At 40.4% G+C, this 16,444-nt stretch carries 13 protein-coding genes and 1 riboswitch; of the genes, 6 read left to right on the plus strand and 7 right to left on the minus strand.

Annotation, left to right across the window (positions count from 1 at the left end; all coding sequences use genetic code 11):
- Positions 1-146: 146 nt before the first annotated feature.
- The 3 genes from G7B18_RS14380 to G7B18_RS14390 form a co-directional block, all read right to left on the minus strand.
- Positions 147-989: a DUF2911 domain-containing protein gene (locus tag G7B18_RS14380; protein ID WP_164111047.1), complete on the minus strand. Its 843-nt coding sequence runs from the start codon at positions 987-989 to the stop codon at positions 147-149.
- A gap of 354 nt (positions 990-1,343) precedes the next feature.
- Complete coding sequence (locus G7B18_RS14385; protein WP_164123229.1) at positions 1,344-2,639, minus strand: HAD-IB family phosphatase; 1,296 nt, start codon at positions 2,637-2,639, stop codon at positions 1,344-1,346.
- Positions 2,640-2,778: 139 nt separating this feature from the next.
- Positions 2,779-3,744, minus strand: coding sequence for an SDR family NAD(P)-dependent oxidoreductase (locus G7B18_RS14390; RefSeq protein WP_164123231.1), 966 nt, complete (start codon positions 3,742-3,744; stop codon positions 2,779-2,781).
- 586 nt (positions 3,745-4,330) lie between these two features.
- Here G7B18_RS14390 and G7B18_RS14395 point away from each other — a divergent pair.
- Together G7B18_RS14395 and rmuC are read left to right on the plus strand one after the other, a co-directional pair.
- On the plus strand, positions 4,331-5,518 hold the full coding sequence (locus tag G7B18_RS14395; protein ID WP_164111053.1) for a formimidoylglutamase: 1,188 nt from the start codon (positions 4,331-4,333) through the stop codon (positions 5,516-5,518).
- 15 nt (positions 5,519-5,533) lie between these two features.
- Complete coding sequence (gene rmuC / locus G7B18_RS14400; protein ID WP_164111055.1) at positions 5,534-6,856, plus strand: DNA recombination protein RmuC; 1,323 nt, start codon at positions 5,534-5,536, stop codon at positions 6,854-6,856.
- A 1-nt stretch (position 6,857) separates the two neighbouring features.
- Here the strand turns inward: rmuC and ggt are convergent, their stop codons facing one another.
- The gene (gene ggt, locus G7B18_RS14405; protein ID WP_164111058.1) at positions 6,858-8,549 is read right to left on the minus strand and encodes a gamma-glutamyltransferase; all 1,692 of its coding nucleotides are present in this window, start codon (positions 8,547-8,549) and stop codon (positions 6,858-6,860) included.
- 119 nt (positions 8,550-8,668) lie between these two features.
- On the opposite strand from ggt, the gene G7B18_RS14410 reads away from it, so the two are divergent.
- Positions 8,669-9,427, plus strand: coding sequence for an endonuclease/exonuclease/phosphatase family protein (locus tag G7B18_RS14410; RefSeq protein ID WP_164111060.1), 759 nt, complete (start codon positions 8,669-8,671; stop codon positions 9,425-9,427).
- 6 nt (positions 9,428-9,433) lie between these two features.
- On the opposite strand, the gene G7B18_RS14415 is transcribed toward G7B18_RS14410, so the two are convergent.
- The 3 genes from G7B18_RS14415 to G7B18_RS14425 form a co-directional block, all read right to left on the minus strand.
- Complete coding sequence (locus G7B18_RS14415; RefSeq protein ID WP_164111062.1) at positions 9,434-9,760, minus strand: nucleotide pyrophosphohydrolase; 327 nt, start codon at positions 9,758-9,760, stop codon at positions 9,434-9,436.
- Between the two features lie 54 nt (positions 9,761-9,814).
- Positions 9,815-10,273: a D-aminoacyl-tRNA deacylase gene (gene dtd / locus G7B18_RS14420; RefSeq protein WP_164111064.1), complete on the minus strand. Its 459-nt coding sequence runs from the start codon at positions 10,271-10,273 to the stop codon at positions 9,815-9,817.
- Between the two features lie 126 nt (positions 10,274-10,399).
- Positions 10,400-12,865 carry a TonB-dependent receptor gene (locus tag G7B18_RS14425; RefSeq protein WP_164123233.1) on the minus strand — a complete coding sequence of 822 codons (2,466 nt, stop codon included), beginning with the start codon at positions 12,863-12,865 and terminating at the stop codon, positions 10,400-10,402.
- A gap of 54 nt (positions 12,866-12,919) precedes the next feature.
- Positions 12,920-13,044: riboswitch (TPP riboswitch) on the minus strand.
- Between the two features lie 177 nt (positions 13,045-13,221).
- Here G7B18_RS14425 and G7B18_RS14430 point away from each other — a divergent pair.
- From G7B18_RS14430 to G7B18_RS14440, 3 genes are all read left to right on the plus strand, one after another.
- A complete protein-coding gene (locus G7B18_RS14430) occupies positions 13,222-14,391 on the plus strand; it encodes an amidohydrolase family protein (protein WP_164111068.1) in 1,170 nt (389 codons plus the stop codon).
- Between the two features lie 259 nt (positions 14,392-14,650).
- The gene (locus tag G7B18_RS14435) at positions 14,651-14,932 is read left to right on the plus strand and encodes an acylphosphatase (protein WP_164111070.1); all 282 of its coding nucleotides are present in this window, start codon (positions 14,651-14,653) and stop codon (positions 14,930-14,932) included.
- A gap of 6 nt (positions 14,933-14,938) precedes the next feature.
- On the plus strand, positions 14,939-16,441 hold the full coding sequence (locus G7B18_RS14440; RefSeq protein ID WP_317164276.1) for a polysaccharide biosynthesis C-terminal domain-containing protein: 1,503 nt from the start codon (positions 14,939-14,941) through the stop codon (positions 16,439-16,441).
- Positions 16,442-16,444 lie beyond the last annotated feature (3 nt).

The following is a 16,444-nucleotide window of genomic DNA, read 5'->3' on the forward strand; positions in this document are numbered from 1 at the left end:
CAGAACGATTGAATCTAGAAAGCATATTAAAGGAGATAACCGATAACGTCATTTCGACCTTGTGGAGAAATCTATAAACTATACAGCAATAATTTTAGTTTTTAAATTTCTGCGTTTCGGTCGAAAATGACGTATAATAGAAGTTTCTATTTAATAGCCTTTAATGCTTCTGTATTCAATTTTATATACTCTGGATTGTTTCCTTTTGTAGCCATATCGATACCTTCTTGTGCTGCTTGTTTAGCAGCTGCCTTATCCCCGGCCTTAGTTAAGATTCTTGCTTTCCAGTATTTGATGTGCGGAGCTGTAGTGTTGCCTTCATCCGCTTTCTTAACCCAGTCTGCTGCTTTTTTGATGTCCAGGTTGTTGTTGAAGTAATATTGAGCTGCTTGGAAATAAGGTTTTTTATCACCCTCCATCGCTTTTTCTATACCAGCTAAGATTTCTTTTGATTGATCTGTTGTAATCGTAAATCCTACTTTTGTCTTCTCCCAGGCTAATGTAACTTTTGCAGATTTAGTGTTTACATCCTCAAAAGCAATGGTAAATGTCTCCACATTACTATTTAACATTTGGGGTTTCACAGTAAAGCGTAGTAAATCCTCTGCTTTGTTGTATTGATAAGCGCCCCATTGCTTTACATTTTTGCTTAGAATGATAGTCCATTCATTCTTGTTAGGAATAGTAAATAGCCCATAGGTTCCTGCAGGTACTTTGTTGCCCTCGATGGTTACCTCTTCCTCAAATGTAATGCTTGGGATATTATTTGCTCCTGTACGCCATACCTCTCCGTAAGGGACAAGTTGTCCGAATATGACACGGTTATTCATGTTTGGACGTTGATAGTTTAGAGTTATGTTTTTGATGCCTAGTCCTTGTGTGATGTTCTGTGTACTACTAGCCGCTGGCAATTTAATTTGGGCATTACTGATCTCAGTTCCGAGAAAAAATGCTGTAGCTGTCGCTATCGAAAGAATTATCTTGTTCATATGTGTATAATTATTTTATGATCCGCTAGCCTGCGGATCGGTTTGTTTTTTATGGTTATATGGAATACTCTTACTTGTTTGTAATTTGTATAATAGTAGCATTCCATTTCTATATTGTTTGTTTTTTTGTTGAGGTGAATTTACGAAAAAAAACTTAGGAATATAGGAGATTTTTAAAGGTTCAGGGTGAGCCTGTTTATAGGCTCACCCTGAACTTGACCAATGAAATATCCATGTTGCGGCACTGTACAAACGCCAATGAATGTAATTACTTCGTGATCTCGTTACACTCGCTTTGGATCCGCCGCTTGGCGAATGGCAGTTCAGCATCAAATACCTATGAGACAGTACTATTTATTTGTATAATATACGGAATTTTATCGTATGGTCGATCTGTTTTAGTTGCTTCAGTAAGCTCCTGTCATAGTCGGTATCAATATCCGTCACCGCATAGCCAATGTCTCCACGGGTCATCAAGAACTGGGCTAAAATATTAATTTCATTCGCTGCGTATACATTGTTCAATTGAGCCATGATCCCCGGCGTATTTTTATGGATGTGGAGCAGCCTGTGTCCTTTTATTTTTTTAGGAAGAAGTAGATTCGGGAAATTTCGACTTTGATCGGTATCACCGTTATTAATAAACTCGGCCATACGTCTTGGAATAAATTCGGCATTATGGCTTTTATTCTTCTTATCATCAAACACAACGATTCCTTTTTGACTACATATTGATTTACTGATCCGTCCTTTAATGTCCCCTAGATACCCGATAGTTTTAAGTTTGGATGCATTCTCGAGCTGTTCATCGGACACTGAAACGCCTGGTCCGAGTAAGAGCATGCCTACGTCTTTCGTATATTTATCTTCAAACGTATCTTTAATTCTTATGGAAAAGCCATCTCTCTTTAGAATGTGACTGGAAATCTCCGGTACATCCCCTACGATGAGGCACAAAATCCTGTTTTTGGGATAGGATATCGCACGTGGCAAGTCATTTACATATAGAAATTCATCAAAGCTTGGTGTCACATGGTCGGCTTTTTCAGTAACACTCTGCCGAGAGATGTTCTCTGTGAAGGCAAAGAATTTCTCAATAAGACCAGATTCCTTAAGTTGAAAATCCGAATAACCATCCCCTATGCCGAAAATACGACCTTGGATATTTAATTCTTTTAAAAGCTTGACCTTACCGCCTTCATCCGATAGCGGATTGGTGTCATCATAGCCAATGATATTATCGTTTTCATCAAAAATAAAAGTATTGGCGTAGATGTTTTCTGTCTTTATGCCGTACGGAGATACTACTGGAGTGATAAATTCTTTGAAGCCACCAGATACAATCCAAGCGGTATCGGTATTGTTTTTGAAAAACTCTCTATTGCGATCAAATGATTTTGAAACCTTTTTTTTGAGTTGTGATATAAGTTTTTTTAAGTGATCTCGGTTCGCTTTCAATAAGGCCACTCGGCCAGCTAGGCTCTCGCGGAAAGAAATCTTTCCTTCCATAGCCAGATTGGTGTAACGTTCTATCTCCTGATATACTTTTTCTTGGTCAGGGTCGCCTTCAAGTGATATCCGGGCGAGTTCGTCAAGCGCTTCTACCTGGGTGAAGGTGCTGTCAAAATCAATGATGTAATAATGTTTCATTGCTGTAAATGGTTTTAGGTTATGAGCCAGATATAAATGCTAAGTGCATATCAGACGCATAGTATTTAGATTGTTGTTGTGTGTTTTGTATTATGAGGGTGGAACAAGTTCTAAAGGTTAATAGTTCGTGTTTCACTTTTTATAAATATGTTTCTGCTATTTCTTGAAGTGTTTGGTTGAGTGGTTTGAAAGAATAGTTCAATTCTTTTTTGATCTTGACATTCGAATACATAAGTTTTTCTGCAGAAGCACGTGCCGATTCCTCTGTTAATGCCGGGCGTCCCCCTTTCACCAAGGCTATGAGTCTAGCAGCTCGCCAAGCAATTTGAAGCATAAAGGGTCTCGCAGCAATTGTTGGAGCTTTCTTACCCAGGAGAGAGGCAATTTGTTCTAAGAGTTTTTTATTCGAAATGTTCTCACTATTGAGCACATAACGCTCAGCAGTAATCTCTTTCTTTTCCATCAACTGTAGCATAATTTCTGCAACATCATCTACATCGACAATGCCTATCGATCCGGGAGGATAGATTTTGATACCCTTCTGTACGAGGTCAAAAATAACAGCCGATCCCGATTTGGTATTACTGGCTCCCATGATGACCGATGGGTTGATAATCACTGCGTCAAGTCCTTCCGTGATACCGCGCCACACTTCAAGTTCACTTTTATACTTTGATAAGGAATAATTGGACATGTGAATGTCGTACTCCCATTTATCTTTTTCGTCGACAGGTCTTCCTAGTTTATTGCTGCCTAATGCAGCTATGGAACTGACATGTACTAGCCGTGCACCGTGTTCTAGTGAAAGGTTGACAATATGACGGGTGCCTTCAACATTGACATGTAGCATCTGCTCAGCATCGTCTTTTTGGTAAGAGATCTTGGCTGCACAATGGTATACCTGTGTTACCCGTTCGAAAATATCCGAAAGAGCGAAGTAATCTGTAATATCAGCGTCTACCCATTCGATTAGTGAAGATGCTTTTAGACTTTCCGGTATGCAGGAAGTTGTCCTTTTTAAGGCGATTACCGCATTCCCTTTTTCGATGAGGCGTTTAATTACAGTTGAGCCTAAAAAACCTGTTCCTCCTGTTACTAATATCACTGTTATCTTATTATTGAAATACTTGATGTACTCAAAGATAACCCATTGCTGTTTGCAATGCAAATTATAGTGGGGCTAGAAGAGGAAAATTGAAAGGTGGTTTTTGTTGAACACATTTATTGTCGCTCTAGCTGCGGGAGGGCTCCTACTTTTGTCTTACTAAAAGTATACAAAAGCGTGTCGCTGTACCGTATCGGCACAATGGTTCATTATTTCTGCTATTGCCGATCCGCTAAAGTGGCATGATCTAAAGTGTACGAAATAAATCCTCTTGTAAACTCTTCAATTTGGTATTAATGAGGTAGATGTGGCTAATGGACCGTGCGTTTTAGCTAAATCTCGCCTGTGAAGATTGTGGCATTAGCAAGAGGAGGTCCTTCCCTTACAGCCAAAATGTTCGAGCGAGGAGTTTTGGTTACTTTTGATCCAAAAGTAACATGCCTGAGCTGGCATAGAGGCACAAAAAGAAAACCTTCTTTTATATTAAACAATGTAAACATCACTTCCAATACAATAAATTTATTGGTTACTTTGCTTTCTCAATATTTGTGGATATTTTTGATTCTTATACTTTTTACTTCGGTCTATGTCATTAGCAGATTTTTTTTCACCTATCGTTATTACAGATTTTTCCTCCAAAGAAGGTTACTTCAACTCACAGTTTGGTCACATCGTTGAGGCCTACATCGATGAGTTTCCGGTTCTGAATGATCCAGATAATAAGCCTCAATTAGCGATTGTCGGTGTAGAGGAAGATCGTGGTGCTATTGGCAACAAAGGAGCGGCAAAGGCTCCTAATGCCGTGCGTAAACATCTGTACGAGTTGTATCAAGGAGATTATAATGTTTCCCTTGTGGATCTCGGTAATATTAAACCTGGAAATCGGATAGAGGATACTTATGCTGCTTTACGTTTGGTCGTTGAAGAGCTGGTGAAATACGACATACTTCCGATAATTATTGGAGGCGGACACGACCTGACTTATGCACAATATCGGGGTTACGAAGACTTGGAGCAACGTGTCGAAGTGGCTATTGTGGATGCCAAGTTTGATCTGGATCAAGCCAGCACTCAAGATACACCTTTAAATTCAAATACTTACCTTAATCACATTATCTTACATCAGCCAGATTATCTGTTTAATCTGAATAATGTCGCTTATCAGACCTACCTCGTAAGTAAAGAGTCGATAAATATGTACGATAAGCTTTTTTTTAATGCGCAGCGTGTAGGAATGATCGCGGGCAAGTTGGATCAAGCTGAACCGATTATTCGGGCTGCGGATATGGTAAGTTTTGACATTGGTGCTATCCGAGCATCTGAGGCCCCTGGGAATGCCAACGCTGTACCTAACGGTTTGTTCGGTGACGAGGCCTGCCAGCTGGCGCGCTACGCGGGGATGTCGGATAAATGTAGCTCAATAGGCTTCTATGAATTTAATCCGACTTACGATCCGATGGAACAGACCGCGATGTTGGTCTCGCAGATGATCTGGTGTTTTGTGGATGGTTATTATAACCGTAAAAACGATGCGCCGTTGGTTCCTAAATCAGCTTATATTATATATCGGACACCGTTAGAAAACGAAGCGCACGAGTTGGTTTTCGTAAAAAGCAAAAAGTCGGATCGCTGGTGGATGCAGGTGCCTTATTTTGGTACAAAGTCCGTCAACGAAAGATTTTATCTGGTTCCTTGCCGATACGAGGATTATCAGCTAGCTGTAGCTGGCGAAATGCCTGATTTATGGTGGCGTACACACCAAAAATTACAATAATTGCCTCTGATAACAATGGAATATATATATATAGCCTTACTTTTTGTTCTGATAGTTGCCTGTGCTTATTTGCTTTGGCGCAATGGGCGCTCTGTTTCTAGAGAAGCCTATGCGGCTGCGCTGGCAGAAAAGCAGCAGTTGGAAATTTCGGCTTCCAAGTCAAATCATCATGTTGAGCTGTTGGCCGAAGAGCTACAATCGCTCAAAGATGTGTTGGAAAGAGAAAGGCAGGAGAGACAAGCGGTAGAACGTACTTTAGAAGGGACTAATGCCTATTTGCAAGCGCAGCAGGAAAAGTATGTAGAGCAGAAGGAAGAAATATCCCATATAAAGGAGAAATTTAATGCAGATTTTCAGGTGCTAGCCAATAGAATTCTTGAAGAGAAAACACAAAAATTTACCGCCTACAATCAGGAACAAATGGGTAAGTTGTTGGATCCATTGAAAGATAAGATAAAGAGTTTTGAAGAGCGAGTAGAAAAGACCTATAATCAAGAGGCGGCCGAACGTAATGTGTTGAAAGGTGTAGTGGAGCAGCTCATGCAGCAGAGTCTGGAAATAAAAAACGAGGCAGGCAATTTAGCGCGTGCTTTGAAAGGGGATACCAAAAAGCAAGGTAACTGGGGAGAGGTTGTATTGGAGCGTGTTCTGGAACGGTCTGGATTAAATCGGGATCAGGAATATCGTATGCAGGTTTCGTTGGCTGATGATCAGGGGCGTCGATTTCAACCGGATGCTGTCATAGATCTACCCGATAATAAACAGTTGGTTGTCGACTCCAAAGTTTCACTCGTGTCGTATGAGAAGTTTGTGAATGCCGTGACGGACGAAGAAAGAGCGATACACCTAAAACAGCATGTGCTGTCTGTGGAGAACCACGTAAGGGAACTTTCTGTCAAGAACTACCATAGTCTATATGGAATACATTCGCCCGACTTTGTCTTGCTATTTATGCCGGTTGAATCGGCTCTAAGTGTGGCTGTAATGCACAAGCCTGAACTCTTTTCAGATGCTTGGGATCGAAAGGTAGTCATCGTAAGTCCTTCTACACTATTAGCTACGCTGCGTACTATAGCGGCAGTTTGGAAGCAGGAACGTCAAAATAGAAATGTATTGGATATCGCACGCGAAGCAGGTCTGCTATACGATAAATTTGTAGGCTTCCTTACCGATATGGAACATATACAAAGTCATCTGGACAAAGCTTCTGAAAAGCATGGTGAGGCGATGCGTAAGCTCACTTCTGGTGCTGGCAATATTGTACGTAAGGTCGAAAACCTAAAGGTTTTGGGGGCTAAAGCGAATAAGCAGATCGATGACCGCTTTTTAGAGGGGTAATTTAATACCCCATTGCCTTGTCATCTCCTCTGGGATCCGCACCTGTCTGTAATCTGCCATCAGGAAGGATTACGATATTTTCAACCCGCCCTATAGGTCCTCTCTTATTGATTTTGTACCCGTCTTTTTCTAGACTCTTTCGGGTTTCTAGGTCGATAGCTTTTTCCTCTACATCAATATAATCGGGTTTCCATTGATGGTGAAAACGTGAGGCCGTTACCGATTCCTGTGCAGTCATGTCGAATTCTAGCACGTTTAGTATCGTCTGTAGGACAGAGGTGATTATTGTCGATCCACCGGGAGTCCCCACTACCATGCTCAGTTTTCCCTCCTTCTCGATAATAGTCGGAGTCATTGCCGAAAGCATCCGTTTTCCTGGCTGTATTGCATTGGCTTTCCCTCCTAGCAGTCCATACATATTGGGAGATCCCGGTTTAACAGAGAAGTCGTCCATTTCGTTGTTGAGCAGAAAGCCTGCGCCATCCACCCAGACACAAGAACCGTAGGATCCATTTATGGTTGTCGTAAGAGAGACAGCATTGCCTTCCTTGTCCACGATACTGAAGTGAGTTGTCTCTTCGGATTCGTAGCCGGGGAATTTGCTGGCTTTGATACTTTCGCTATTGGTCGCTTTTGCCAAGGACACCTTGGACATACGGAGGTTATTAAAGGAGGAGTCCGTAAGCTGCGGCACGGGCACATTGTAGAAGTCTGGGTCTCCAAGGTATGTAGCTCGATCTGCGTAAACTCTACGTTCGGCTTCAACAATCGCACGAACTGTGCTGTCTGCCTGGAATCCCCATTGTTTTAAAGGATATCTTTCAATTGATTGTAGCAAAGCTAACAATGCTATACCTCCACTGGAAGGTGGTGGCATTGAAATGATTTTATACCCTTTATAGTAGCCTATGATAGGTGCGCGCCATTGTGCGTTATAATCTGCTAAGTCTTGATGCGAAATAATTCCATTTCCTCGTTTCATTTCCTCTACGATATAATCGGCAGTCTTTCCTTTGTAAAAACCATCACGTCCTTTTTGCGCAATCCGTTCTAGCGTTTCAGCTAATTCTGCTTGTCGGAAAAGATCGTTTTTGCGCCATAGATCCTCTTTGATAATAGCTGCGCCTTGTAGATTATATGCTTGAAATCTTTTTTTGTAGTGATTAAACTCTTGGGCTTGTTGGGCCGTAATAGGGAAACCTTCCTCTGCTAACTGAATAGCTGGGGCCAATAATTCTTTCCAAGGAAGACTGCTGTATTTTTTGTACGCCTCATCCATTCCTGCGACAGATCCTGGTACACCGGCCGCGAGCTGTCCATATAGACTAAGGTCAGTTATAGGATCTCCTTTTTTATCCAAATACATGTCGCGAGAAGCTGTAGAAGGTGCTTTTTCGCGAAAATCCAAAGCGACAACTTTTCCATCTTTGCTACGATAGACCATAAATCCTCCTCCCCCGATGTTGCCAGCATTAGGATATACTACGGCAAGAGCGAATTTGACAGCGATGGCAGCGTCAATGGCGTTTCCTCCTTTTTTCAAGATATCGATACCGATGGCAGAAGCTATTGGATGAGCGGTAACTACAGCGCCGTTTTTGTAGGTATGGGTATCTTGATTGTTGGCCCGCTGTTGCGTAGTACAGCTTGTCGTGATATAACAAAAGGCTATAAATAACCAAAAGTGTTTCATCGTTTTTTTTTATTGGGAGTGGTTATGTCGGAGCGATATAAGCGTCAATACGCCACTCAATTTGAAATTAGTTTAGTCTTTTTTGTTAAAGATACTTATCTTCAGCTAAATTATCGAATATGCGCTATTTTGTTTTTATCCTATTCCTTTTTGCGAATTTTGCTGTATCAGCACAGACTGTTCGCGTATTGACTTATAATATCCATCATGCAAATCCACCTTCCAAGCCGGGAGTAATTGACATAGAAGCAATAGCAGATGTAATTAATAAGGTCGATGCGGATGTCATCGGTATACAAGAAGTCGATGTTAATGTATCTCGTTCGGCACATATGGATCAGGCTAAGCGACTTGCAGAACTTACGAATACCAACTATTACTTCTCTAAAGGTATCGATCTTGAAAAAGGGGAGTATGGAATCCTGATCTTGAGCAAGCATAAGATTCTTGGGCAGAGACGATATGATCTACCTATGCCGGTAAAGAGTGAAAATCGTTCTTTAGCAGTTATTGATGTTGCATTGTCGAATGGAAAGACAATCTCCCTAGCGAATACGCATCTGGATCTTAAGGAAGAAAATAAAATCGCCCAGGCAAAATTTGTTAATGAGTTGGCTGCTGAGTATAAGCATCCTTTGATTCTGGTTGGCGATCTTAACGCTGCTCCAGCTTCGGAGCCTATTCAGCTATTTGAACAGAAGTTTGTACGCAATAAAAAAGATAATGCACCAACTTTTCCTAACATCAACACGAAAGAAGAAATAGATTATATTTTAGTTTCAAAGCCCACTAAGTTTGAATGGAAGAAATATAAGGTCATAGATGCTTCTTATCCTTCTGATCATTTGCCTTTGTTGGCAGAAATCGTTTTGAAATAGTATACTCTATTTGAGTTTCTCATTGTTCTGGTGGCGTTCGGCATCACGAATACTCTTTTTATTCAGATTTTTTTCCAAAGCCTGTGTTAAATCTATGCCGGTTTGGTTTGCTAAACAAATGAGTACAAAAAGCACATCCGCCATTTCGTCCGACAAATCAACTTCTTTATCTGATTTTTTAAAAGATTGTTCGCCATATTGACGCGCCATAATACGTGCGACCTCTCCGACTTCTTCCATCAGCATTGCTGTGTTGGTCAATTCATTGAAATAACGGATCCCGGTTGTTGTAATCCATTTGTCGACGATTTCTTGTGCTTCTTTGATTGTCATTTTTTTTAATTGTTGAGTGTTAATGATAAATGGTTAATGTCATTAAACTAACCATTAATAATTATCTTTATCCTTAGTGTTCATCATAATGGTGACAGGACCGTCGTTTCTAAGATCGATCTTCATATCAGCACCAAAGATACCCACTTGGACTTCTTTTCCTAGGAGTACGGACAGATGTTGAGCCATTTGGATGTACATCGGTTTGGCTTTGTCGGGTTTTGCTGCCCGTATAAAAGACGGGCGGTTTCCTTTCTTAGTCTGTGCAAATAGCGTGAATTGAGATACAAGAAGAATATTTCCTTCGATATCTTGTATGGATTTATTCATCAGTCCCTGCTCGTCACCGAATATACGTAGGTTAACCAATTTTTGCGAAAGCCATTCCATATCCTGTTGACTATCTTCATCTTCAATACCTATCAATACCAATAAGCCATTACCTATCACTCCGGTCACTTGTTCGTCTACGGTGCACGAGGCTTGTGTCACCCGTTGTATTACTGCTCGCATGGTTCAAAGTAAAAATTAAAAAGTGAAAAGTGGAAATTATTCTTGTTGGAAAAGAAGATCCCACTGTAGCACATCATTCTGTGTACAGCGGGATATAATTTGTTGAAGGTTAGTAAACCTGTTTTTCTAAAAACGAATGTTTAAGCCTAGCATAAAATTAGTGGTTGCCTGTGGGTAGTAGAAATTGTAGTAATCCCGTTCGGCTCTGTTTTCAAATTTCTGTCCCCCAGTGTAGCCATTTGTTGTATACTTCGCGTTGAAGATGTTATTAATCATGAGGTTGCATCCGATTTCTTTAAGTCCTAAGGCCGAGAATGTATAGTTTGCCAAGAAATTGTTTACAAAAGAAGGGTCAATGGATCTTTCCTCTGCTGAAGTATTGTCTAGGTATAGACGTGATACATATTTAGACAATAAACTGAAAGAAAGCCTGTCAACCGGAGTGTACGTAAAACTATTAGAAAGAATAGTCGACGCAGATTTCGCAATTTTCGTGCTTCCTAAATTGCGCGAGTCTTCTCTTAGGTAGTTCCAGTGGGTGTCGTTATCATAAACCTGATAATATTCGACAAAGTCGTATATTTTATTGTCGCTCAGCGCAGCTGTTGCTGACCAGGTGAGTGTGCTACTGACCCTCCATGAAGCATCAAGCTCTAATCCGATACGGTGACTTTCAGGGATGTTCATACGTAACTCAGCTCCTGTATCATTCAATGTTCCGGTTGGGATCAGCTGATCTTTGTACAGCATTGCATACACATTTGTCCCTATGTTAAACCCTTCGCTACGGAAGCGATAGCCTAGCTCGATATCTTGCATGCGTTCCGGCTTCGGGAACTCGTTTCTAGGATTTTCTACATAATCTTTACGTACAGGTTCCTTGCTTGCATATGCGTAAGATGCATAAATGTTTGAGTTGCCGTTAAGGAAATAGGTGGCGCCTACTTTAGGGTTTACAAAGTTTAATTTGTCGTTGAAATCCAGATCTTTGATTTTGTCGTCATCGCCTTTTACGGTATAATTTACGTTGCGGTACTGTACATCAAAATTGAAAAGCCATTTGTCTATTTTATAGTCGGCTTTAACGTACATATTAAAATCGTACTTTTGTGCATCATTCAGGTAGTATTTGCTGCCGGGGTTAGGATTGGCATTGAATTCGTCCCAAATGACCTTGCCGTAATGATCTCCTTTGTACTGATTGTACCCCCCACCAAAAATGAAGTTCCATTTATCGGAAGCTCTATAGTCAAAGGAGTAAATGAGTCCATAAAAATGGTTGTCCAGCCAACGCTGACGGATAAGGTCTGATTTCTTGATGATTTCCTGTCCGACGGTAACATCAGGTATCCCATATTTTACGAGTTTATCTTTTGTGCGATACTCTTCGTAATAGCCTGCACCACGGGTGTAGTGTAAAGCGGAGTTGAATTTCAACTTTTCACTAATAACGTTGGTGTACTGCAGATGGCTATGCGTCTGCGTGTAGTTGTCGGTTTGATTGTCGTATGTGTAGTAGTTGTACTTTCTATCTGCATTTAGCAGACGGTCGTATTCTGGACCATCATATAATCCAAAAGCTTCATTTGCATATTTGATAAGAAGATCTTTATCGCCAGTCAGGAGGGGTTCGGGGGTTCCGTACCATGCCTGATAGGTTTTCTCTTTACCCGTGAAGACTGTGGCCTTCAAGGTATGTTTGTTGGTGTATAGTCCCGCGTCGACATAGAGCGATCTTAGATTTGACGATGCGCGATCAACGTATCCATCGGATACGATCCGTGATAAGCGGGTGTTTATAGCGAACTTGTTGCTCATCAGACCAGTTCCACCTTTAATGGTGTTTTTCCAAGAATTGTATGAGCCGAAGGAATTGTTTAATTCGGCGTAGGGTTTTTCTTCTAGTACATCAGTCTGGATGTTTAAAGAGGCACCGAAGGCACCGGCGCCATTTGTGGAAGTACCTATACCCCGTTGTATCTGTATGCTTTCTGTACTGGAGGCAAAGTCAGGTAAGTTGACAAAAAATGAGCCCATACTTTCGGCATCATTTAGCGGGATACCATTTAAAGTCACGTTAATGCGTTGGTTGTCAGAGCCTCGGATCGTCATATTAGTATAACCAATCCCTGCGCCAGCATCAGATCCGATAACTACCCCAGGAGTCTGATCGAGTAGGTAAGGAATGTCCTGACCTAGATTTTTCTTCTTAATGTCTTCTTTTGTTAGATTTTTGAAGGTTGTCGCCGAATTTTCCTTGGCACGGGTAGCATAGACCAAGGCTTCATCAGCTTGTATAACAGCGGCTTGAAGCATGATATTGATGCTTCGTTGCCCAGTGGTTAATGGGCCAGTAAAAGACTTGTATCCCAAATAATGGACTTTGATTGTTCGATTGCTTTTCGGACCTATCGTGAATATAGCTATTCCGGATCTGTCGGTTTGTTTGGTGGTGTTGTCCATAGTCACGGTTGCGCCATGTAACAATTGTGCTTGACTGTTTGTCACTGTTACCTTAACATTTTCCTGTGCTATCACAACGATAATGGTAAGTAATCCTAGCAAACCAGTAGCAATAAGATGCTTAATCATAAATGTAAAATAATTTGAGTTAAACCAAACTATTGCAAGGGGTTACAATAGCGATACATTTAACCGCCCTTTCCCTACGCTGGCATTATCCAGATCAGGTGCTCCCGAGAATACTCGAGACGGGTATAATCTCAGCCTTACTTTATGTTCTGATGAACGAGGCACCCCTTTTCGATGGCGCAAACATAGAATATTTTTTTTACAAAACAAAAGTTCATTTTTTTTGTGTAAAATAAATTACTTAATTTGTCAAGAGTATTGGTTTAAAGCAATATTTTGTGTTAAATTTACATTTTCTAAACAGGGTTGCTCTTTACCCCTTAGAAAATACACACACACTAACTATTGGTATATAAATGGTTCATTATTATTCAGCTGATTATGTGATGCCAGTCACGTCCAGCCCTATCAAAAATGGGGTGATTGCAATGGACGAAAATGGTACGGTTTTGGGAATATATGATAATGATTCGGTGCCGAATAATGTAGAAATAGAACGCTTGAAGGGCGTTTTGATTCCTGGTTTTATTAACGCACATTGTCATTTGGAGTTGTCTCATTTGATAGGCAAAATTTCTCAAGAGCAGGGTTTGGTTAAATTTATCACCGAAGTGATGTCAAATCGGGGTGCAGACGATGACGTTGTCCGTGAGGCTATGATAGCTGCAGATCGAGCGATGTACGATAGCGGTATACAAGCGGTGGGCGATCATGTAAATTCGGCTATTTCCGCTAGCGTGAAAGAAGCAAGTAAGATTGCTTATCATACTTTTGTTGAAATATTGGGATTGAATGATGAAGAAGTGAATCGTAAGATTGACGAAGCGCGGGAGCTTGAGTTTCATTTTGATTCTAGTCATGCTTCTATAACACTTCATTCTCCCTATTCTTGTTCTAAGGCACTTTTTAAAGCTTTTAAGAAGTCAGTTTCCGATGACAATATCATTTCAATCCACAATCAGGAGAGTGAAGAGGAAAATAAGCTTTTCCGTTACAAAACTGGGGATTTTTTAGAGTTCTATAAGCAAATCGGTTTTTCTGCAGATGATTTTAAAGCGCAGGCAAGAAATTCGGTACAGACCTACATGTCTTATCTCCCGACGGGCAATAAAATTATCCTCGTACACAATACTTTTACTTCATTAAAAGATTTAGACTTTATCCGCAGAATGGGAAGGGATGTGGTGATGTGTCTCTGTCCAAAGGCTAATCTATATATTGAGGGCACCCTTCCTAAAGTAAGTATTCTTGAACAAAATGGATGTGAGATTGCTATAGGTACGGATAGTTTGGCGTCTAATGATACCCTAGATATATTGGACGAGCTCAAAACATTGCACAAGCATTTTGCTGACCTGGATTTTATCAAAACGATACAGTGGGCGACCATCAATGGAGCAAAGGCATTGTCCTTGGAAGAGAGTTTAGGCTCATTAGAAGTGGGCAAGACTCCCGGTCTGTTACTTGTTAAAAATATGAATCATTTCAAAATGACGGACAAAGTTCAAATAGAACGTATTGCTTAAATAAAATTATTACTTTTGTAGTTAAGAAGCGTCGGCGTATACTTCACCTGAGTAAGGCAGGAGAATACGCCGATGTTCCGTATATGACTATATATTACAGATGAAATATTCATGTAGCGCAGGCCGCGAAAACACGAATGACCGCGAAGCAGCATGCACAGCAATTACAACAATTCGTGCATAATATACTTTGGATATTCCATATGACCATTAAAAGTCAGATCGAGCTTGTGAGCTCATCTAAGATAATTATTTATATATGAAACATTGGGATATTACCGTTAAAGGAAAAGTTCAAGGCGTATATTTTAGGCTTACAGCAAAAGCGGTCGCTGATCAGCTTGGTGTTAAGGGGTTTGTACTGAATGAAGCAGATGGTTCTGTATATATCGAGGCAGAGGGTGATGATTTTGCTTTAACTTCGTTGGTTGAGTATTGTGAAGAGGGACCGGACAGGGCAGAGGTAGAATCTGTTGTGTATAAAGAGCGTTTGGAGCTTCAGGGCTTTACGGATTTTGTTGTATTGAAAAGACGAAAATAAGCTGTTGTGTCTTCTATTAAAAAGTTCTTAAGCGACACGGTGATTTATGGTATGACCACCATTGTATCACGGATGATCAGTTTTTTGATGACGCCTATTTACCTGCGGAAATTTCAGAATGCAGGCACATATGGTATATATACTAGTTTTTACGCTTGGGTCTCCATGTTGAATGCTATTTTGGCATTTGGGATGGAGACTACTTTTTTTAGGTACCTGCAAAAGCAAGAGATTGCGGACAAAGACAAAGTTTATAATAACAGTTTCTTTGTGACCTTGTTTATGTCGGTCCTGTTGCTAGGGAGTGTTTTTATTTTTACAAGGCCGATAGCTTCATTTTTTTCCGAAGGAGGAGATATAGACTTATATGTTCAATATGTAAAGTTTTTTGCCTTTATTTTGGTCGCGGATGCATTAGCAGTTGTTCCTTTTGCTAAAATAAGAGCCCAGGGACGCCCTGTTCGATACAGCTATCTGAAATTTATCAACATCTTTGTTACCGTCGGTCTGAATTTGTTTTTTATCGTTTTCCTACCGAGGTGGAGGGTTGAATCTTCATTTTGGGCATCGTTTTCGTTGGGTTGGTTTCAAGAAGGGTGGCTCGGGTATGTGTTTATCTCTAATTTGGTAGCTTCTGTATTAACGCTGGTTTTGTTAGCTCCCGAATTGTTGAAAGTACGTTTAAAAGTTGATAAAGTGCTTTTGAAAAATATGCTGAGGTATAGCTTTCCTATTTTGATTGCAAATATTTCTTTTATCATCAACGAGAACTTGGATAAAATGTTTTTTAGAAAGCTTTTACCCGGAGAATTAGGGGTCACTGAATTAGGGGTATATGGTGCTGTAGCTAAAATAGCTATTTTTTTAAATCTATTTGTTACAGCGTTTCGATTGGGAGCCGAACCTTTTTTCTTTTCGCATGCGAACAATGCGAATGCACCACGTACCTATGCCGCTGTCATGAAGTATTTCGTCATTCTGATGGTGTTGGTAATGATCGGGTTAAATGCAAATATCAGCTGGATAAAGGAATTTATAGAAGGAAACGCGAAAAATCCTGAAGAGTATTGGTCTGGATTGAAGATATTGCCGGTATTATTGTTTAATTATGTGCTTTTGGGTGTATATATGAACCTTTCTGTGTGGTATAAATTGACTGATCAAACCAAATATGCGATATATATATCGGGTGTAGGTGCTTTGGTTACGATAGCTTTAAATGTACTGTTAATTCCCTTGTATTCTTATGTGGGAGCCGTTTTATCAACCAGTCTTGTATATTTGGTTATGATCGGACTGTCCCTGTTTTGGGGGCAAAAATATTATTCTATACCTTACGCTTTTGGTAGCATTAGCCTTTATCTGCTTATTGGACTGGTGATTTCTCTAGCAAGTTGTTTTGTATTTGACAGTAATGTATGGGTAGGGAATTTATTATTAATTGTTTTTAGCGTTTGCACTTTCTTCTTAGAAAAGAATGCTGTTTTGAAGTTGTTAGGGAGAAGATAAAGT

It is taken from the genome of Sphingobacterium sp. xlx-130 (assembly GCF_011007405.1).
Lineage (GTDB): Bacteria > Bacteroidota > Bacteroidia > Sphingobacteriales > Sphingobacteriaceae > Sphingobacterium > Sphingobacterium luzhongxinii.